Source organism: Paraflavitalea soli (assembly GCF_003555545.1).
Taxonomy (GTDB): domain Bacteria; phylum Bacteroidota; class Bacteroidia; order Chitinophagales; family Chitinophagaceae; genus Paraflavitalea; species Paraflavitalea soli.
In genome coordinates, this window is the sequence record NZ_CP032157.1 from 1307831 (window position 1) to 1327575 (window position 19745).

Annotated in this window: 19 protein-coding genes and 1 pseudogene; 10 read left to right on the forward strand and 10 right to left on the reverse strand. The window is 45.9% G+C overall.

The window, feature by feature from the left end; genetic code table 11:
- Window positions 1-179: 179 nt before the first annotated feature.
- The 3 genes from D3H65_RS04960 to D3H65_RS04970 are packed head-to-tail and all read right to left on the reverse strand — an operon-like array spanning window position 180 to window position 1215.
- Window positions 180-512, reverse strand: a complete 333-nt coding sequence (locus tag D3H65_RS04960) for a single-stranded DNA-binding protein (protein ID WP_119049205.1) — start codon at window positions 510-512, stop codon at window positions 180-182.
- Window positions 493-915 carry a hypothetical protein gene (locus D3H65_RS04965; RefSeq protein WP_119049206.1) on the reverse strand — a complete coding sequence of 141 codons (423 nt, stop codon included), beginning with the start codon at window positions 913-915 and terminating at the stop codon, window positions 493-495. The genes D3H65_RS04960 and D3H65_RS04965 overlap by 20 nt, the downstream gene beginning before the upstream one ends.
- 33 nt (window positions 916-948) lie before the next feature.
- Window positions 949-1215 carry a hypothetical protein gene (locus tag D3H65_RS04970; protein WP_119049207.1) on the reverse strand — a complete coding sequence of 89 codons (267 nt, stop codon included), beginning with the start codon at window positions 1213-1215 and terminating at the stop codon, window positions 949-951.
- A 431-nt stretch (window positions 1216-1646) separates the two neighbouring features.
- On the opposite strand from D3H65_RS04970, the gene D3H65_RS04975 reads away from it, so the two are divergent.
- The 3 genes and pseudogenes from D3H65_RS04975 (at window position 1647) to D3H65_RS04985 (ending at window position 3905) form a co-directional block, all read left to right on the forward strand.
- Window positions 1647-2057 (forward strand): helix-turn-helix domain-containing protein, encoded by a 411-nt coding sequence (locus D3H65_RS04975; RefSeq protein WP_245999682.1) that lies wholly within the window; start codon window positions 1647-1649, stop codon window positions 2055-2057.
- Between the two features lie 82 nt (window positions 2058-2139).
- The gene (locus D3H65_RS04980) at window positions 2140-3276 is read left to right on the forward strand and encodes an AAA family ATPase (RefSeq protein WP_162915412.1); all 1137 of its coding nucleotides are present in this window, start codon (window positions 2140-2142) and stop codon (window positions 3274-3276) included.
- A pseudogene (locus D3H65_RS04985) lies at window positions 3277-3905 on the forward strand (DUF3226 domain-containing protein).
- A gap of 111 nt (window positions 3906-4016) precedes the next feature.
- On the opposite strand, the gene D3H65_RS04990 reads toward D3H65_RS04985, so the two are convergent.
- Window positions 4017-6785 (reverse strand): glycoside hydrolase family 127 protein, encoded by a 2769-nt coding sequence (locus D3H65_RS04990; RefSeq protein WP_162915413.1) that lies wholly within the window; start codon window positions 6783-6785, stop codon window positions 4017-4019.
- A 125-nt stretch (window positions 6786-6910) separates the two neighbouring features.
- Between D3H65_RS04990 and D3H65_RS04995 the strand changes: the two genes are divergently transcribed.
- Window positions 6911-8050 (forward strand): helix-turn-helix domain-containing protein, encoded by a 1140-nt coding sequence (locus D3H65_RS04995; RefSeq protein ID WP_119049210.1) that lies wholly within the window; start codon window positions 6911-6913, stop codon window positions 8048-8050.
- Window positions 8051-8152: 102 nt separating this feature from the next.
- Window positions 8153-9538, forward strand: coding sequence for a serine hydrolase (locus D3H65_RS05000; protein ID WP_119049211.1), 1386 nt, complete (start codon window positions 8153-8155; stop codon window positions 9536-9538).
- Between the two features lie 120 nt (window positions 9539-9658).
- Here the strand turns inward: D3H65_RS05000 and D3H65_RS05005 are convergent, their stop codons facing one another.
- The 3 genes from D3H65_RS05005 to D3H65_RS05015 form a co-directional block, all read right to left on the reverse strand.
- Window positions 9659-9988 carry a 2Fe-2S iron-sulfur cluster-binding protein gene (locus D3H65_RS05005; RefSeq protein WP_119049212.1) on the reverse strand — a complete coding sequence of 110 codons (330 nt, stop codon included), beginning with the start codon at window positions 9986-9988 and terminating at the stop codon, window positions 9659-9661.
- A 14-nt stretch (window positions 9989-10002) separates the two neighbouring features.
- On the reverse strand, window positions 10003-11007 hold the full coding sequence (locus tag D3H65_RS05010) for an NAD(P)/FAD-dependent oxidoreductase (protein WP_119049213.1): 1005 nt from the start codon (window positions 11005-11007) through the stop codon (window positions 10003-10005).
- 333 nt (window positions 11008-11340) lie between these two features.
- Entirely contained in the window at window positions 11341-12159 is an 819-nt protein-coding gene (locus tag D3H65_RS05015) for a hypothetical protein (protein WP_162915414.1), read from the reverse strand.
- A 199-nt stretch (window positions 12160-12358) separates the two neighbouring features.
- Here D3H65_RS05015 and D3H65_RS05020 point away from each other — a divergent pair, with 199 nt between their 5' ends.
- Window positions 12359-13048, forward strand: coding sequence for a DoxX family protein (locus D3H65_RS05020; RefSeq protein WP_119049215.1), 690 nt, complete (start codon window positions 12359-12361; stop codon window positions 13046-13048).
- Window positions 13049-13064: 16 nt separating this feature from the next.
- Here D3H65_RS05020 and D3H65_RS05025 read toward each other — a convergent pair whose 3' ends face one another.
- The 3 genes from D3H65_RS05025 to D3H65_RS05035 all read right to left on the reverse strand — a co-directional run bounded on the left by D3H65_RS05025 (window position 13065) and on the right by D3H65_RS05035 (window position 15892).
- On the reverse strand, window positions 13065-13649 hold the full coding sequence (locus D3H65_RS05025) for a PhnA domain-containing protein (RefSeq protein WP_119049216.1): 585 nt from the start codon (window positions 13647-13649) through the stop codon (window positions 13065-13067).
- Window positions 13650-13680: 31 nt separating this feature from the next.
- Window positions 13681-14955: a S41 family peptidase gene (locus tag D3H65_RS05030; protein WP_119049217.1), complete on the reverse strand. Its 1275-nt coding sequence runs from the start codon at window positions 14953-14955 to the stop codon at window positions 13681-13683.
- A gap of 280 nt (window positions 14956-15235) precedes the next feature.
- Window positions 15236-15892, reverse strand: coding sequence for a hypothetical protein (locus D3H65_RS05035; RefSeq protein ID WP_119049218.1), 657 nt, complete (start codon window positions 15890-15892; stop codon window positions 15236-15238).
- 208 nt (window positions 15893-16100) lie between these two features.
- Between D3H65_RS05035 and D3H65_RS05040 the strand changes: the two genes are divergently transcribed.
- The 4 genes from D3H65_RS05040 (at window position 16101) to D3H65_RS05055 (ending at window position 19604) form a co-directional block, all read left to right on the forward strand.
- Complete coding sequence (locus D3H65_RS05040; RefSeq protein ID WP_119049219.1) at window positions 16101-16643, forward strand: RNA polymerase sigma factor; 543 nt, start codon at window positions 16101-16103, stop codon at window positions 16641-16643.
- A 1-nt stretch (window position 16644) separates the two neighbouring features.
- Complete coding sequence (locus tag D3H65_RS05045; protein ID WP_119049220.1) at window positions 16645-17454, forward strand: anti-sigma factor; 810 nt, start codon at window positions 16645-16647, stop codon at window positions 17452-17454.
- Between the two features lie 246 nt (window positions 17455-17700).
- Window positions 17701-18114 (forward strand): hypothetical protein, encoded by a 414-nt coding sequence (locus D3H65_RS05050; RefSeq protein WP_119049221.1) that lies wholly within the window; start codon window positions 17701-17703, stop codon window positions 18112-18114.
- Window positions 18115-18275: 161 nt separating this feature from the next.
- Window positions 18276-19604: a metal-dependent hydrolase family protein gene (locus tag D3H65_RS05055; protein WP_119049222.1), complete on the forward strand. Its 1329-nt coding sequence runs from the start codon at window positions 18276-18278 to the stop codon at window positions 19602-19604.
- The last annotated feature ends 141 nt before the right edge of the window (window positions 19605-19745 follow it).

Consider the following 19745-nt stretch of genomic DNA (forward strand, 5'->3'; position numbering starts at 1 on the left):
GTCACTTCCTTTAAAAGGGATGATGTTCCCTTTCAGGCTTTCATCGATCGCTTGTAAAGGGATATTGTTCCCTTTCAGGCTCTCAGCCTTCCCTTGTAAAGGGATGACGCTCCCTTTCAAGCTTTCATCGCCCGCTTGTAAAGGGAGAGGCGTCCCTTTACAGCTTTTCGCGCTCCCTTTCAAGCTTTTAGTAGCTCTACATTGAATAAAATGATCTCGGTTACATTACGGAGAATGCCCTGCTTATCTATATAATCACGATTGATCAATTTGCCCTCTATGGCAATGTTCTTGCCTTTAACTGCATATTTTTTTACAAGCTCGGCCAAATCACCCCAGGCAATGAGGGTATGCCATTGCATTTCAGTGGTTCTTTTTCCGGCAGTATTCCAATAGGTTACTTTAGAACCGAGAGAAAGACGGGCCCACTTTTTACCTGTGGAGGTAACCCTTGCTTCCGGCTTGCTACCAATTTGGCCAATGAGCTGTACCTTATTTTTGAGCGTGTACATGGTTGCTGAGTTTCTGAATTATTGTACTGAGGTGCCGAAGGTCATTGTCATTTACCACAGGTGGGTGGAGGCCGGGGATCACGATGAGCATGCCATTGAAAGCAATGGTTTTGGCATACCCATTGGGTGCAAGGCCTGCATTTTGCAGCCATGCCCCACGCAGGCTGAGCCAGGGTACTGACCTCCGGGGAGATATTTTGCTTTTGGTAGGCACGCCGTTGAGCTTAATAAAACTTTCGCGCTGTGGAGGAAGGCCTTTTTCGAGCATAAACCTCTGGACCAGTTCCAGTATTTGAGCAGGGCTGTGCATAGGTGCTGCTTCTGCAGGAAGGAGGGTGGCGGTGGCTGCTGCCTGGGAGCAGGCCTCCGGCAATAGCAGTGTTGCTTTTCTTTTTTTTGACATATATGCAAGGATTAAAATGGTAAATGAAGCAGGTTATTGATCAGTTTTCTTATGGGCTATAGTAAAATTGGCCATGAGCGCATGTGCGCCACGATTGCAAAAGAGCATAATATCGCTGCGAGCTTCGCCTGTTGTAAAATTTTCATGGTTGGTGGTGAGCGCACACTCCAGCAGCTCGGTAAAAAAGAAGTAAATATCATCCGGTGAATAATCCTCGGTAAACTGTTTAATTGCTTCGGCAGGCTCAGCCGGATACTTATGGCCCAGGCTAATGCACAGGCCCTCAAAGGCAACGTTCATAGCTTTCAATTTTGTGGTGAAGAAATAGATGGCCTGCTTTCATGGCGGCATGAAAGTGATCTTTGATGCTATGGTAATGAGTGTTGCGAGGCATTCCTGTACACAGAATGCATCAGCTGTGGGGAGTGAGTGATAATTGTATGGAAATGTTAAGCTGAGAGGCGGGCATAAAAATACCATAGCGCGGGCCTCTGCTTACCCGATTTGAGGCCGTAGGAAGCCCTGTACACAGATAAGAGAGAACCCGCGCTATGGTTCGCGGGCTCTTCACTCTTCATCTCGTGTACTGAAATTTCCTACGTTTCAAATCGAGAATCAAAGCGAATAGCTTCAATGCATTTATTGAACTAGTCGCAAAAGTAAAATATTGCTACATTATGGCATAACCGTAATTTGATGTAAATATATATAATTATTTATATAGTGCGGGTATGCACGTCACGTATTTTTTAAAACTTTTTTTACTTAGCTATATAATGAGTAGCCAAGAAAATAGCGCAATTGATCAATATGCAATAGACTTCGTTAAGAAGCTTATGGAAGAAAAAGAGATTGATCGACAAGGTATAGCTGATATCCTCGGTCTTTCTCGTTCGTTTGTTAGGGATGTTGAATTGGGTTATAATAGAGCCAAATACAATCTTCGCCACATCAATGCCCTGGCCGATTACTTTGGCATGTCTCCCCGCGAGTTCCTGCCCGAAAAAGCCTTCCCGGTAGATGGGGTGGAAGAGAGGGTGGTGAAGGCTCCGGTGAAGAAGGCGGCGGCTAAGAAAGCGGCTGTGAAAAAGGTGGCTGCTAAGAAAGTTCCAGCTAAGAAGGCTGGCCGAAATAATAGGTAGATTCCTAAATACAAAATGCCAAATTCTGCAACTTATTGTCTTTTAATGTAATTTGGCCAAATCTATTATCTTTGGCTATACTATGCTTGATTCATTAGCAATAAAGAATTTCCGCAATTTAAAGGACCTTACAATCCCCTCCTTGGGTAAGGTGAATCTGATCACTGGTAAAAACAATACTGGCAAATCAGCCATTTTAGAAGCTATTGCCATTTATGCCTCCAGGGCCGATATGGGAGTAATACTTCAACAGCTTGAAGATAGGGGAGAGTATTATAATGATGGAGAGTCAAAGGGAGATCTTACTGAAATTCTTATACGTTCTTTTTCATCATTGTTCAATAATCGCTTTATAGGGTTTGATTCTAAAGACGCTATTTTAATAGGTCCCATTCAATTTCCACTACTAGAAAATCGTGTTTTTGAAGATATACCGGTTTCCCTCCGATTTAGAAAGTATATTGATGAGAGTAATGCCGATGCTCAGGGTAATGTTATTTTTAGAGGCAGGATACCGGTAGAGGAATACAGTTTGGGTACATTTAAGTCAGATGCAAAAATTGGCCTTGAAATAGCAGTTGGCTTTGAATCATTTATTTTGCCTCTTGATAAAAAGGTCTCCTTGTATAATGTTTCGAGAAACCGAATCTATGAAGGTAATTTTCAGTTTGTAAAAACAGGAAGCTTAGATAGAGAATTTAATGGTCGATTGTTCGATAAAATCACTCTTACTGAAAAAGAGCGGTATGTAATTAATGCGCTTAAATTTATAGAGCCTTTTACGGATAGAATAGCCTTCGTTGAAGAGGTAAAGGGTAAAAGAACTGCGGTTATAAAATTGACTGGTTCAGTGGCTATATTGCCGCTTCGTAGTATGGGTGATGGTATCAATCGCATATTTACTATTATACTTGCAATGGTAAACGCTGAAGGCGGCTATTTATTAATAGATGAATTTGAAAACGGATTACATTATACCGTACAAGAACAACTTTGGAGTATAATTTTCAAGTTAGCCCAGGAATTAAACATTCAGGTATTTGCCACTACACATAGTGAAGATTGTATCGCTGCTTTTAGCAGAGTATTAAACACACCCAACCAAACTTTACAGGGGAAATTAATTCGACTTGATAATGTAAATGGAACCATTCAACAGGTCGAATACAATGCAGAGGAATTAAAAATTGCTACAGACCAAAACATTGAAACCCGGTAAATGATAATCAAAGAAAAGTTTCCCAAAAAACTGCTTGTGGAGGGAAATGATGACCAACATGTGATCTGGTCCTTATGTGAACAATTTCAGGTTGCAGAATCATTCGATGTTATAGATTGCATCGGTATTAATAAATTGTTGGATCAAATTTCCATACGATTTAAGCAGTCTCAAATTGAAACTGTTGGAATTGTAATTGATGCAGATGTTGAAGTAGGTAAAAGATGGGCATCTCTCAGAACAATATTAAATGGTCAAGGCTTTACTGTGCCTGATGCATTGCCTCCCGATGGTCTGATACTTAGCCGGACTGATGGCAAAAGGATAGGCGTATGGATCATGCCAGATAATATGCTTAATGGAATGCTGGAGGATTTTATTTCCTTTCTGGTTCCCCCGATGACCAGTTATTTCCAATTGCTACCTCTACGCTGGAAAGTATAGAAAAGGAGCAGCTTAATAAATATGCTGCTGTTCATAGGCCAAAAGCCTTAATCCATTCATGGTTATCCTGGCAGGAAGATCCCGGCACGCCTATGGGACTGGCTATCACCAAAAGATATTTGAATACTAATGGTGATCTATGCACACGATTTATTGCCTGGTTGAATAGATTATTCAATAATTAATTCTATGCTGAATTAGCTGATTTACTTATAGAAATAATTGATACAAAATCAAAAGCCTCCCACAATACTGCGGGAGGCTTTTTCAATTACTACTTATTTAATTCATCACTATTACTCCTTCTCCTTGATCCACACTGCCGAAGCTGCTACACGGTCCATACGCGCCTGTGGCGGTTCATTGGGGCGGGTGGGCTGCGTCTGCTGGCCCGCTGCAGGCAATGGGGTAGTTGGTATCCTGTTTAGCCGGGCAAAGTTGGGGATCGCTATCAGGGGCGTGCCATCACTCCAGGTTCCTTTAATGGTCATTACACCATTGAGGAAGGTGGGTTTCCACTCCATCGTCAGCGGTGTTTTGCCGATCACTTTGTTGATATCGCCATTGTTGTCGGCTGTTTCCACATTGTAGATCAATGGACCTACCCGCAGCGCCACGCGGCCCCTGTCGGCTTCTATCCTTTCATCTGCTGTTACCTTTTGTATTTCCATAGGAAGCACTATGTCGATCTTATCACCTTTTTTCCAGGCGCGGCGGATGGCTACATAACCATTCTCGATCTTCACAGGTACTGCCTGGCCATTTACTTTCAACGATTTTAGTCCGCTTACCTGTGGTACAGGCGTGTACAACTCACTCGTAGTACGATTGGGCACCCTTACATACACGGTGAATGTTTTGGATGCTTTGGGATTTACGGTAATACCAACATTGCCACTCCAGGGGTAATCGGTTTTTTGTACCATCTCCACATCGGTACCTACTACACGCTCTACTTTGATGGTGCTGCCCACATACATGTTTACATAGAGGCCATCTTCACCCGTTACATAGGTCCAGGTAGGGATCATCAGCAGCGTACGGGGGATATTACCCACACAGCAAGGGCACACATGCCAGGCGTAGCGGCCCTGTGCAGAAGAAAGTGGATTGGTATAATAAAAGTTCTTTCCTTCCAGGTCGATAGAGCCCAGCAGGGCATTGTACATCGATTCTTCGTACAGGTCGGCATATTTGGCATCGTGATAGGCCAGGTTCATCTTGTATTGGAAGAAGATAAGGCCAGCGCTGGAGCAGGATTCGCAATACGCATTGTTGCGCAGGGAATAGTTGCCGCCAAAGCCTTCAGAAGTTTCTCCGCTGCCAATACCACCGGTGAGGTAATACTTTTTATTGATCATATTATTCCAGAGAGACATTACAGCGCTCTGGTAATCTACATCGCCTGTTTCTGCAGCCACATCGGCCATGGCAGAATAGTTATACGTGGCGCGTACGGCATGACCTACTGCTTCATATTGTTGTTGTACCGGCACATGGCTTTGGTCATATTCACTGCCGTCCTTACGATTGTCCAGCAGGAATTTGGCCAGGTTCACGTAGCTGTCACCATGACTGCCTTTGCCTTCCATATCATTTACGAAGCGGCCAAAGCGTACCAGCGCCTGTTCCATTTCCTGATGACCATCATACCAGGCAATTTTACCAGGGCCAATATTGGCTACCCAGCAATCGGCCAGTCTTTTGGCGGCATCATACAATCGCTTGTCCTTTCCTTCGGTGAGTGTATAGTGGTTGATGGCGCTTTCAATAAAATAACCCGCCACATATCCTTCATGATCGCCACGGTTGCGGGGATTCCACCTGGTTTTCCAGTGGGCGGTATCACGCAGGGTATAGGCAGTGTGGAGGTAGCCATCAGGCTCCTGCGCAGCCAGGATGATGGGTATCCATTCTTCTAGTTTCTTTTTCATTTTCTCCTGTGCGGCAATGATCGCAGCATCGCCTTGCGGGTCTACCATCAGCGCAATACACATGGATTCTACTGTCTGGTGCACCCAGGCATTGGAGAATACATAGCCTTTATGTTTGGCATGCGGCTCACCCCTGATGGCTTTGGCTGCTTCAATGAAATTATCAAGGCCGCCTTCGCCGGTAGTAAGATCGGTACGTTCATTCTGGTCAATACAGAAAGGTATCCAGTTTACGATCATGGCTTTCGCACGATCACTCCACAACTTGCTGTCGATCTTATACCTTTTGGTGTACACTACATCCAACCTTTTTGCCTTTGGTGGTTGGTGTACGATTACTTTCAATGTGGAGGCTACGGTATTTTTGCCTTCCGTGGCAGTAAGCTTCAGCTCATACTTGCCCGGGGTGGTAAATTGGGCGGTAGCATTTTTATCGCCGGTATTACTGAAGATAACATTGCCGGGGCCGGATGCTTTGGCCCAGGATACATTGCTTACAGGCGTAACGGACTTGATCGTTGCCGCCAGGTAGGATTTGCCGCCCACCATTACATCACGGTCTATGCCGGCTATTACTACCGGGGCAGGTGAGGGGGAGTTCTCTGTCTTATATACGGCCCATTCTACCAGGGTGGAAGAGCCTCTGTCGGCAGAGTCCAGCGCAAGGCGCAGCTTAGTGGTCTTTATTTCATCAAAAGTAGTAGCATTGTATTGGTTATTGGCGAGGCCAAAACCAGCAGCATTTTTTACCGGCACGAAGTTGCTGCCATCCCAGTATTCCAGGCGGTAGGCCATGGGCAGGCGGATGGCACTGTTATAGTCCCACCAGTACACCGCAATCTCTTTGGTGCTTACGGGCTGTGCCCATTCGTACTGCACCCAGAATTGAGAACGGGGAGGCTGAGGCCTGTTGCCTCCGCCGCCGCCACGTTGGTTGCCGCGGGGGGTAGGTGTAAGACCATCATTCAGGGCATCGAGAGAGCCTCCAAACCGGTTGATGGCAGAAGGGGAGGCTACAATGGCCAGGTTGGGACGCGGATCAGGCGACTTCTCCTGGCCGATGGCTGGTGCAGCCATCATGGCAAGCATTGCTGTAATAGCACCGTTACGTACAGAACGATTAATTTGCATGGTTCAATTTAATTAATATTAACCTAGGGTCACTATTCAAATTTAAACAGGTACAAAGGATTGAAATACGCATATATTAACCAATGCAAGGTGTTTATTAACCTTATGTCAAAACCAAGGCCGTTATGATTTCTTTTGTAAGTGTATTAAAGACAATTATCACGCTGGGAGCGGTTCAGGGGATCATTGCGGGTGTTTTGCTTTTTTGGGGGAAAAGGAACAGGAAGGCTAACCGCATCCTTGCTGTGATGCTCTGGCTTTTTTCCCTGGCCTGCCTCGATCTGCGCATGAACCAGGAGTCCATCCTGTACAGCAGTACCCTGGGCGGTATGATCGATGCTTTTATACCCTTCATGATCATCATGCCCCTGGGGCCACTCTTGTACTTTTATATACGCGCGAGTCTGGAGCCTGATTTTCGCTTGCAAAAGCAACACCGCAAACATTTTTATACCGCCCTGCTTGATATACTGCCCCAACTGGCTGCCATCATTTACATTACCGGCATTATTATGGGTATTGTAAAAAAGAGTATTCCCTTAGGCTATTATATTGATGTGTACAATAACTATGTGGATATTCCCCGCTGGCTTTCCCTCACGATATACCTTTGGCTATCGGCCCGGTACCTGGGGGCGTCGTCGGCTGGCGGTAAAGTAGAAAATGCCACCCTGCTACGCTGGCTGCGACAATTTGTACGCGTGTTCCTGGCTTTCCAATTGATATGGTTCATCTACCTCATTCCTTATGTGATCCCCAGGTATAGCAACAAGCTGCTGGACCTGGTGGAATGGTACCCGGTTTTCATCCCACTTGCCATACTCATCTATTGGCTGGGCATTAAAGCCCTCATGGTCACCTATGCCTTACCCCTCGCTGGTAAAAAGAGCGCCCCCGGCACCGCCCTTGCCGCCGATACGGTAGAGCATACCATCGCCACCCTCAAAAAAGCGATGGAGCGGGAGACCCTCTACCTCGATCCGGCCCTCAACCTCACCCTGCTATCCCAACATACCGGTATCGCTCCCAAAACCATCTCTGCGGTGCTTAACCAGCACTTCCATACCAGCCTCAATGAATTTGTGAATGAATACCGCATCCGCGCGTTCCAAAAACGACTCCTGGAAGCGGACCTGCAAAAACTTACTATTACCGGCATCGCCTTCGACTGTGGCTTCAATTCGCAGGCTACTTTCCAGCGCGCCTTCAAGCAGATCACCGGCATGTCCCCCTCCGAATACCGCAAGTCGGTCATCCAGGGATAGCAATAACCAGTCATTTTACGATTGACTACTATTCAAATCCGGATTTGAATAGGTTAAAACGCTCTTTTTCAGGTGTTTTGTCCGATCATAAAATACCTCTATATGAAAAGAGCCTTCGTAGCCATGTTATTTATTATTGCAGCAGTAGCAGAGACCCGTGCCCAGGCGCCCTCCGACCGGGAAGTAGAAAAGTCACTTGACAAATTACTGCAATCCGAGTTCAAAGCCGGGGAGCCTGGTATCGTAGTACTGGCAGCCCGCAAGGGGAAGGTCATTTACCGAAAAGCCTTCGGCAGTGCCAACCTGGAAATGGATGTGCCCCTAAAACCCGATATGGTGTTCAGAATAGGGTCCGTAACCAAGCAGTTTACTGCCATCGGCATCCTGCAGCTGGCAGAACAGGGCAAGCTGCGCCTGAGTGATAGTGTGCAGCAATACATCAAAGATTTTCCTTCCAAGGGCCATACCATTAGCATCGAGCAATTGCTCACGCATACCTCCGGTATCCACGAATACACCATCATTGATCATCCTGATCCCTATATTGAGCGGCACGATTTTACGCCCCAATTCATCATCAACCATTTTAAGAATGCTCCCCTGGATTTTGTGCCGGGCACCAAATACGCATATTCCAATTCAGGATATGTATTGCTGGCTTATATTATAGAAAAAGTAAGTGGTTCCTTGTATCATGATTATATGCGTAAAAATGTACTCGACAGGGCTGGTCTGCAGCATACCTATTATGTAAATGAGAAAACCATTGTGCAAGGGCGGGTTAATGGCTATACCCGCGACAGAGGCTTTTATGAAAATACCGACTACCAAACCGTTTCTATGGGGTATGGCTGTGGTGATCTGTTGAGCACGGTAGACGATCTGTATGCCTGGAATAATGCCTTGCTGGCCGGTAAACTGGTCAAAAAAGAAACCCTGGATAAAGCTTTTACATCGTACAAGCTGCCCAATGGTAAGCCCACCGGCTATGGTTATGGTTGGTACAGCACCGTTTTGAATGGCGCCCAATGCATCAAACATGAAGGGCAGGTGAGTGGTTTCATAGCCATGGAGTCTTATTATCCGGAACAGGATGTGTTTGTGGCCTACCTTACCAATGTGAAGTCCGGAGAAGACAGGACGGATTTTAGTGATCGGCGGTTCAGACTCTTTAGCAAGATACCTACCATGGTATTGGGCGATCTCTTACCCAAAGAAGTACCTATTGCCGATTCCATACTCGATACCTATACCGGCAAGTACAAGGCAGCATCGGGCACCAAGACCATCGAGGTCAACAGATCCGGCCACGCTTTATTCCTGGTGGATCGCGTTCCCTTTAAAATGCATGCATTGGCTGAGAACAGGTTTAAGGTAATCGAACTGCCTATAGATACAGTGGTTGAATTTGTGCGGGGAGCTGATGGAAAAATAACAGGCCTGAAGGTGGAGCAGAACGGGACCTTTGAATGGAAAAAGATACAATAGTTAACATAAACAGAACAAGCCTGAGGGTGATTCAGGCTTGTTCTGTTTATGTCTGGAGCTTGTCGAGGGCCTTGCTCGTCAGATGTCAGTCTACCTGTCGAAGCCGTCTGCCTTACTATTTTATACAGCAATATCTTCTTCTGCCATCAGTTTGAAAACAGCGCCATCCATGTTCTCATTGATCTGCAACTGGCAGGAAAGGCGACTGTTTGATTCTGCATCGGGCAAAGTATCCAGCATATCCAGCTCGGCATCGCTATGCGCGCCCAGGTTGTCCATGCCTTCCAGTACCTGCACATGGCAGGTGCCACACATCGCCATGCCGCCACAGGTGGCCAGCACATTGTATTCATTGGCCTTTAGGATCTCCATAAGGTTCAGACCCATGTCTTCAGGCACTTCCAGCAGTCTTTCTTCACCTGCCTTGTTGAGTACGGTAATATTGATCATCTTATTCCTTTCTTTTAAAATGCGTTCACCCCATTCACCGTGGTGTATTTAAAGCTCAGCCGTTGATTGGGGTACACGTGTTTGAAAGCGCTGTGCGCCATCAATGCCGATTCATGGAATCCGCAGAGGATCAGCTTTAATTTACCCGGGTAAGTATTAATATCGCCAATAGCGTAAATTCCTTCAATATTGGTGGAGTAGTCAACCGTGTTCACACTGATTTGCGATTTATCGATCTGCAGTCCCCAATCAGCAATTGGTCCCAGCTTGGGGCTAAGGCCAAATAAAGGGATCAGGTAATCCGTAGGCCTGGCTGTTACAGTTTTGTCACTTGCCTCGATCAGTACTTCATTCAGCTTGCCATTGCCATTGATCTTTACGATGTTCGATTTCAGCACCAGGTTGATCTTACCTGTTTCTGCCAGGTGGAATACCTTCTCAGCTGAATCCGGCGCGCCACGGAAAGTATCGCTGCGGTGCACCAGGGTTACCGATTTGGCGACATTGGATAAGAAGATCGTCCAGTCAAGTGCGGAGTCACCACCGCCGGCCAGTACAATATCTTTGTCCCTGAACAGTTCGGGGTCTTTCACCATATAGGTTACACCCTTGCCTTCAAAAGCTTCCAATTGCTCGATCGCTGGCTTGCGGGGCTCAAAACAGCCCAATCCGCCGGCAATGGTGATTACCTTGCAGTGGATCTTTGTATCGTCGGAAGTAGTAACAATAAAGGATTTGTCTTCCTGGCGTTCGATGCTTTCTACCCTTTCGCCGAGGCTGAAAGTAGGGGAGAAGGGGGCTATCTGTTTCTTCAGGTTATCTACCAGTTCCTGTGCTTTGATCTCAGGTGCACCAGGAATATCATAAATGGGCTTGTAGGGATAAATTTCCGACAATTGACCACCTACCTGGGGTAAAGCATCTACCAGGTGGCAGCGCATCTTCAACAAGCCAGCTTCAAACACAGCAAATAATCCTACAGGACCGGCGCCAATAATACAAATATCAGTTGTAATCATTATATATAATACTCATTAATGTTAAGGAAAAGAGGGCTGTTTACCCTTTTCACAGTGCAAGCATTCGTAGGAAGGTGTAATAATGGTCGTTTTTTAACAGGCTGCAAAATTACGACGCAGATAGTTCATTATCAACCGTATTAGGAAAACAAGTTTACGCAATCAGAAAAAACATCCTCCAAAGGGCATTTTCCACTGCAGTACTAACAAAGACGGGGAATGATAGTTCGCTGGTTGCCAACAGGTTTAAATTAAAAATGGGAGGTTTCTGGAATGACAAAAGGCTTTAGGTCTTTCAACCTAAAGCCTTTGTTAAATCTGGCGGCTTGTATTTTACTGAAACATGATCGTGATCTGCTTCACCTGTCCATCATAATCGATGGTGGAGGTCCCTTTTTGTGAACAACGCGTAGGCCAGGATGATTTGTTGGGAAACAGGTCCCAGTTTAGTTTCACTGCTGAATTGCTCGTCGTATAATCCCAGTAGGTATTGCTGGAGCTGTTGCTGGGGCCATACGAACTAATAAAGTTTTGGTAACTCTGAAAGGTGCCATCTGCTTTGTAAAGTTCTGCATTCATCGTACCATTAAAGGCGCTGCCCTGTCCCCAACTGGAATTACTGGCGCAATCGCCCGTGGGTTTATAAACCCTCACTTTGAAAGTACCTCGTTTCGGGATCGTACTGCCACCTCCGCTTCCGCTGCCATTACCGCTGCCAGACCCGCTTCCTCCTCCGTTGCACGGGAAGGTGGAGCTCTTTATATATTCGGTGGCATTATTGGTATTCACTGCCTGCGCCGGAACACCTACCAGTAAGGTATTGTTAATGTACTTCAGCGGAAACTTAATGGTGTTTCCTTGAATCACAAAGGTCATGGAAGGTTCGGAAGCATTATAAGTGCCTGTTGTCAATACACCATTGGCGCAGGATTGGGCTACCGTGCCGGAAAAACTGATATAAGCCGTTGCCTGGCCATCGTTGCGTTGCCAGTAATTGCCCGTGGTGCTGCCGCCGCCACTGCCGTTTCCATTTCCGCTTCCACTGTCGTCTTCCTCATCGCCCATGTCTTTCATACAGGCGTTGAGCGATAATAATAAGCTACAAAAAAAGAACGCTTTGAGAAGGCAAAGCGTTGTAGAGGTTGTTTTCATTTCAGGGGTATTTAGACCCACAAAATAGCCATGGCTGCCAGCAGGTAAAATACCCCCAAAGGGGGCTTTTTAACAGTAATGATATAGAGGAATACCATATGTGAGGTGAAGTTCATATAAATAAAAGATTCATTGCCGGCAAAAAAATCACTACTTTAATGATGCTAATCAGACCCCAAACCACTTAAACACCCCAACCATGTACTTCCAGATAGCCATGCTTTGTGCTTGCTTAGGGACCCTCATTGCATTCGTTCCAAAGATCGATGTATGGGTTGTAAAGTATAGATTGGCAGTCACTGCACTTTGGCTTTCCATATTGGTAGGAATATGTCGCTTGCTGGCCATATGGGCTACTTCCGGAACTGTCCTCACGAAAAATGCCCTCCTGTTTGTCTATAACTGGGGCAAAGCGGCCCTGTTTTTCCTGGTAGCCTGGCTCACCGTTTTACTGGTCAAGTCAATGGTAAAAGATAGTAATTTGTCTGCCCCTTTCAAGAGAATGGCAGGAAGGATCATGAAGACAACTATATGGGCTGCTGCCATTACGTGTGCTTCCTTCTATTTGATGGTTACCATTGGTAAATCAAAGAATGCAAAGGAAATGGAAGATTTCTTTGTGCAATCGGGTTATCCGGCTTCCCTCAATTATGTGATCATAATGGTGGAATGCTTTTTCTCTATCGGGCTGATCCTCCATACAAGACTAAGAACCGGATTACTATCGGCCATCGTGCTCCTGTTCGTGATGTTGGGTGCCATCTTTACGCATGTCAGAAATGGCGATCCCTTAGAAGCATCTTATGACGCTTTTACACAGTTACTGGTCCTGTGTTTCCTGATAATCCTATTTCTGGTGGAGAAGAAATATCGGAAAGCCAATGGCTGAAAATAGGGCGGTGTTCTTAGTCGTTTTGTCTTCTTACGTATTTGGTAAGGATCACAATAAGCTGTCCTTCTATTTTGCCTTCAATTTGTTCTGTATTTTCTGGTACCAGCCGGATATTCTTAACTACGGTGCCCATTTTGGCATTGAGGGTAGAACCTTTCACATCCAGTGATTTGATCAGTACTACCGTATCGCCGGATTGCAACACATTACCATTGCTGTCTTTGTGCAGCTCTACCGTTGCGTCATTTTCATGGTCGCCAGTGGCCTTGGCCCAGGCAAGGGTTGGTTCGTCAAAATACATCATCTCCAGACTATCCTGAGCCCAGCTTTCCTGTCTTAGCCTGTTCAGCATTCGCCAGGCCATTACCTGCACACCCTGTACTTCGCTCCACATAGACTCACTCAGGCACTTCCAGTGATTGCTATCCAACTCTTCTTTTTTGTCTATTTGTGCCTGGCATTTGGGGCAGATCAATATTACCTGGTCAAGGCTGTTGCTGATAGAAGGCGGTACTTCGTAGGCTTTCAGTGCGCCTGTTGCCCCACAAAGCTCACATTTGCCCCCACTTCTCTGTTGCAGTAAATCGTCCTGTTTCATAGTTGATAAAAATGGCCGCGAAGGTAAGGTTTTATTTTTCCCCGATCACCTGTACTAATTGCATTATCCAATCCGATTGGTTGTTCAGAATCGTATCCGGGGTCACTCCATAGTTCTCATAAGGCAGGTATTGTGTGTTATCCCGCATGTCAGTCATTATAGCGCCATATTGACCGCTGGGTAGGGTTGCCATGCCGCCATAGTTCACGCCATAGGTAATGGTGCCCATCGTGGTTTGTCCAAAGGTGCTGATGCCAGCAAACCTTTTCAACTGAAGCGTAAATATTTCACCCTGGCTCATGGTGGCATTGTTCATCAGCAGGTAAGCCTTGTGGCTCTCTGCATATTTTTTGACCAATGCAAAGAACTTGTACGATACCTTATCAGCTCCCCCGGTATTGTTCCTTACATCCACGATCAGGTATGGCGCAGTTAAAGAATCTTTTATCCTGTCATAAAAGGCCTGCGACACCGCCATATCTTTTGTCATGGCCGAAAAGTTGCCCAGTCGCAGGTATTGTATGGCGGGACTAATGCTCTTGAGCTGGAAAGCCGGTTCACTGGCCGGGATATTGCTATGATCCGTTTCATGGAGGATCTTTTTGTATACGGTTTGTGATACGGAGGAATAAAACATGGAATTGATCAGCGAATGGTTCCTGAATTTTTCATTGCTGTAAAAAATCAGGTTCTTTTTCAGCGGATGCCCATACACCGCCCTGAAACAATGAGGGGCATATTCATACAGCCGGATGGCTATTTGTCCTTTCTCCCACTGGGGCAGGGTGGTGTGCAATACTACACCCGTAAGTGCTCCCTGGCCGGCCCTGTACACACCCACGGTAAGCAAACTGTCATAATAATAAATGCCTTCCACCGAATCGGTGGCTATTGGGGCGAGCACTGCCTCAAGGGAATCGAGGTTTATGGCGGTGGCCGGGTAGTTCTTGAAAAAGGAGCTTTGGCGGTATTGTTTCACTGCTTCGACGTTCTGTTGCTCAGAAAGTTTCAATTCAATAGATGGAAGTTGGATGAACCCCAGGTGATTGTCCCGTAGGGGTATAAACAATTGTACCAGCTTATAGTAGTTGTCAAAGCTATTGCCAACCTGGAGTGTATCAGCACGTAATGATTGATAAAGGGCGTGGAAGGCCGGTTCTTTGTCTCCCTTTACCTGGTCCTTATAGGAGGGCGTCTTTTTCAGCAGGTCGTACAGAGCATCCAGGTCGGCGCGATAGTTGCCCGTCTGCGATTGGGCAGCGGGGGAGAGGCTATAGGTCAGGAGGAACAAAAATAGATAGCGCATAGTAAATTGGTGATCGGTTAAATATACTCCAATATTACCAGGCCTGCCGGTAGAAGGATTAGCTGATCTGCCAACTGGAAAAAATTGTCTTCCAACTCATCAATAAGCTTTCATTATACAAGCCTTGCAAGAACTCATTTACTTCTTTTTGTTCATGCCTATGCTCCGACCAACTGTGCAGCCAGATCGAAAGTGTTACCGCATACAATGATGCATATTTCAATGAAGATATCTTTTATCTTTTTGGCGAGATTGAAGGCAAGTGGAAGAGCTAAAGCTGTTACTTTTTCAGTAACCCGTCTTTCACCAGTTGGGCTACCAGCTTTTTGGGATAGTCGCGTACAAAATTGTCGATACTGCCCGGATTTACCGTTTCTGATTGAGCACTCCAGATCAGCTTTTCAGTGGAAGCATCATAAAGGTTGGTCTCCATGAAATAGGTCTTATCAGTCGCATAATAACCGGCATCCCACATATTCGGGTACCAGTAATTATAATAGCTGTAAAATCCGCCATACCACCGGTAGTAGGGGTAGGGCGCGTAATACCTGTTATTGCCGGGTACATAGCGTGTCTCGCTTTCCTTATTGATCAGTGATACCGTGAGGATGGCATCTACACCGGCTTGTTTGATCTTGTCCAGCATTTCTTCCCGTGGGGGCAGTTTCTCGTAAAAAGAAGGGGAGAAGAATTCGGTACTTTTTACAGCCTTGATATTCCGTGCCGCTGCTTCTGCTGCCAGGGCGTTTTCCAGTTTGGTGCGCACTTCCATATTGCGGCTGAGAGAGGCAAGAAAAACACTGGCGTTTTCCCTGGCATGTCCCTTTACTTCCGGGTCGATCCAGGAACCCGTGATCCGCGTATTGGATCCGCAGGCAAATAAAAACGATACCAGCATAAGCAGCATTCCCAGGCGGAAATTACGTTTCAGTTGCATGTGTATTAGTTTGAATGGTGAAACAGTTCAGAGCGCCGGGGTAATAATGGCTTGCTGTTTAAGATAGAACAAATATACATAATCGACATGTATTAACCCTGCCGGGTTTATTACTGTGCATAAAGTTCCCGGCGACTACCTGCATCGTAGCTAAAACTATTTTTCCCTTTACTCCGTATATAATGTGCATCTGATTTACTCATCGCTTTTGAAAGGATCACCAACATATACTGAGCAGGAACTGGTTAGTTTGCTGAAACAGCGCGCACAGGCGGCTTTCAGCTACTTGTATGATAACTATTCAGCTACCCTTAATGGGGTTATCTTCGGTATCCTGCAGGATGGAGAGGTTTCGGGCGATGTATTGCAGGAAGTTTTTGTGAAGATCTGGCGGCAGATAGAACACTACGACCCGGCCAAAGGCAGACTTTTCACCTGGATGTACAACATAGCACGCACTACCGCCATTGATACCTTACGCAGCAGGGATTGGAAAAACAGTCAACGCAACAATTCATTGACCGAAGAATATACCTTGTTACGGGATAGCGTACCGCATCCCGGTGAAGATCTGGGCCTGCGTAAGATCGTTCAACATTTAAAAGAAGATTACAAAGTACTCGTAGAGTTGTCCTATTTTCAGGGATATACCCAGGAAGAAATAGCGGGAATGCTGAACATCCCCCTGGGTACTGTAAAAACAAGGATCAGGGCAGCGATACTTCAATTAAGACAACAGGTTAAATTGTAAAGTGGATATACAGGCATACATACAAAGTGGAGTTATTGAAAGTTATGTTTTGGGCATAGCCAATAACGATGAAGTGGCCGAATTGCAGCGGCTACGCCTGGAACATCCTGCAATAGACGCTGCCGTAGTACAAGCGGAAGAATGGCTTCGTAATACAGCCCCCCAATTTGCCGTCCCGGTAGCTGGTAATGCAAAAGAACAATTAATGGCCACCCTGCAGCAGGAGTTCAGTACTTCCGCGCCGGAGATCACTACAACTTCCATACCACCCGCACCTGTCGTGCAGATGGGTACCCGCTACATAGCCGCTGCTTCCCTCATCCTGTTTATGGCCAGCGCGGGTGTTAATGTGTATCTCTATAAGAAGTACACCAAAGCCAACAGGGATTACCTGGCGCTTCAAAACGAACACAACAATCTCCTGGCCGATAACAAGATTTATCAAACCCGCCTGACTGATCTGCACAAAAATATGCAGCTCATGGCGGCGCCCGGCATGCTGAAAGTCTCGATGCCCGGTATTGCAGGCAAGGAGAACAACCTCGCTACTGTGTACTGGGATTCCCACACCAAAAATGTGTACCTCATTGCCAGCAATCTGCCGCCTGCACCTGCGGGTAAGCAATACCAGCTTTGGGCCCTGGTAGATGGTAAGCCTGTAGATGCAGGCATGCTCGACAATTGTACTGTGCTTTGCCAGTTGAAGCCAGTGCAGCATGCCCAGGCATTTGCCATCACACTCGAAAAAGCTGGCGGCAACTCCGTGCCCGATCTCACTCAACTCTATGTAATGGGTAAAGTACCATCATAAATAATTACTGGTGCGCATACCGCCAGTTCAGATGCAGGGACCGCCTCACAAAGGCGGTTTCTTTTTTTGTGTCATCAAATTAACAAGCTCCTTAAAACCTTTCGAAAACACACATCGTATATATAATGACACCCACACAAAATCGTATAACGGTAATGGTACAGCTTCCTGGCTGTTGTCACCAGCAATCACGATCGTAGTTTGCTTGAAAGAGAAACAATAATTTTTAATATTAAATCATCACAAATGAAAAGGACAATGAACCTTATGGCAATTTGTTTGCCCTTATTGATGGCTTCTAAAGGCCAGTTACAGGCAGCTACTACGCCTGCACCTGCTATGCACACAGCTATAATAGTAGCCGATTGGACCAAGTCTGCTACTGGCACCTGGGCCGGTATGAAAGATGGCGTTACCTATTGGTACAAGCTCGATAAAAAGGCAGGCTTGTGGTGGAGCACGGATGGTAAAAAATGGGCTGAGGTAAAGGATGGCGCCTGGGCCGATAAAGATGGCAAGTGGTTAAAGATCCACGACAAGAAACTGGTATGGAGCACAGATGGCAAGGCATGGTCCGAAGTGCCTGAATGGAAATGGGAAGGGGCTGATGGTAAATGGTATAAGTTTGATAGTCACTGGACGCTCTGGGTGAATGGATAGTACGATGTAGCTTCCGGTAGCGGATAGCCCCCTGAACATTGTTCAGAGGGCTTTTTTTATATATTTTGTTTTTGTATCTTTAAAATATCCCCACCCGCTATACGCCCTTTGTCGGGCATGCCTCCTTTAACCCTTGATTATTTTATCTAAATTTTCAAGCGATGAAATACACGTTTACTATTGTCATTATCTTTTTGGGAAATCTCGTATTCGGACAAACAAGATCAATACTGATCAATAACGTAGAGATCTTCAATGGGAAAGATGAAAAAACAACCATCGGAAATGTATTGATTGAAGGCAACCTGATCAAGACGATTTCTACCAGCCCCATTCCCACTAATAAAAGCGCCAATACACAGATCATTGACGGAAAGGGGAAGTTTTTGATGCCCGGACTGATCGATGCCCATGTACATTTAACCATGGAATCTATTCCTAAGCAAGTGGCGTTGGTATCTGATATTGCTTATGTTAACCTGGTCGCTGCAGATGCTGCCGGAAAGCAATTATTACGCGGGTTCACTACTGTACGCGATATGGGGGGAGCCACATTTAGCCTAAAGAAAGTAATAGAACAGGGATTATTTATCGGACCGCGTATCTATCCAAGCGGTGCTACTATCTCTCAAACTGGTGGACATGGTGACTTTGGGATGCCTACAGATGTTCCCCGGCAGATAGGTGCGCCACTTAGTTACATGGAAAAAAACGGTATGACCATCATTGCTGATGGTGAAGACCAGGTTTTAATGAGAACAAGGGAACAATTACGTCTGGGAGCTACCCAGATAAAGCTGATGGCGGGTGGGGGCGTATCCTCCAATTATGATCCGTTGGATGTAGCCCAGTTTACAGAGGCAGAAATTAAGGCTGCAGTGGAGGGGGCCGGCAACTGGGGCACTTATGTTGCTGTACATGCTTACACCCCCAAAGCCATTACCGCGGCCGTAAACGCCGGCGTAAAGTGTATAGAACATGGGCAACTGATGGATGATGCTACTGCAAAACTGCTTGCTCAAAAAGGCATATGGCTATCACTTCAGCCTTTTTTGGATGATGAGGATGCAAACCCTCATCCCGAAGGTTCCGAAAACAGGAAAAAGCAATTGCAAATGACCAATGGTACCGACAATGCCTTCGCACTTGCTAAAAAATACAAGATCAAAACTGCATGGGGTACCGATTGTCTTTTCGATCCTAAACTGGCTACAAGACAAGGAGCCCAGCTTGCCAAACTCATAAGGTGGTACACCCCTTACGAGATTTTAAGAATGGCAACCTCGGCCAATGCAGAATTACTGGCCCTGTGCGGCCTGCGTAACCCCTATGCAGCAGGTAAACTCGGCATAATTGAGCAGGGCGCATACGCTGACCTGCTCCTGGTTGATGGCAACCCCTTAAAGAATATTAAATTGATTGAAGACCCCGAAAAAAACTTTCTCATCATAATGAAAGATGGCATTATTTATAAAAATAGGGTTCAATAGCAACTAAAACAATAAACCACCCCGAAGGATGGTTTATACCCATTGTGTAACAAAGTTGTTCACCGGACATTGGATAACGATAAGGATTGGTTAATGGTACATAACGAGCTAAATAAGGTATGGTCAATGTTACTGGTTCCG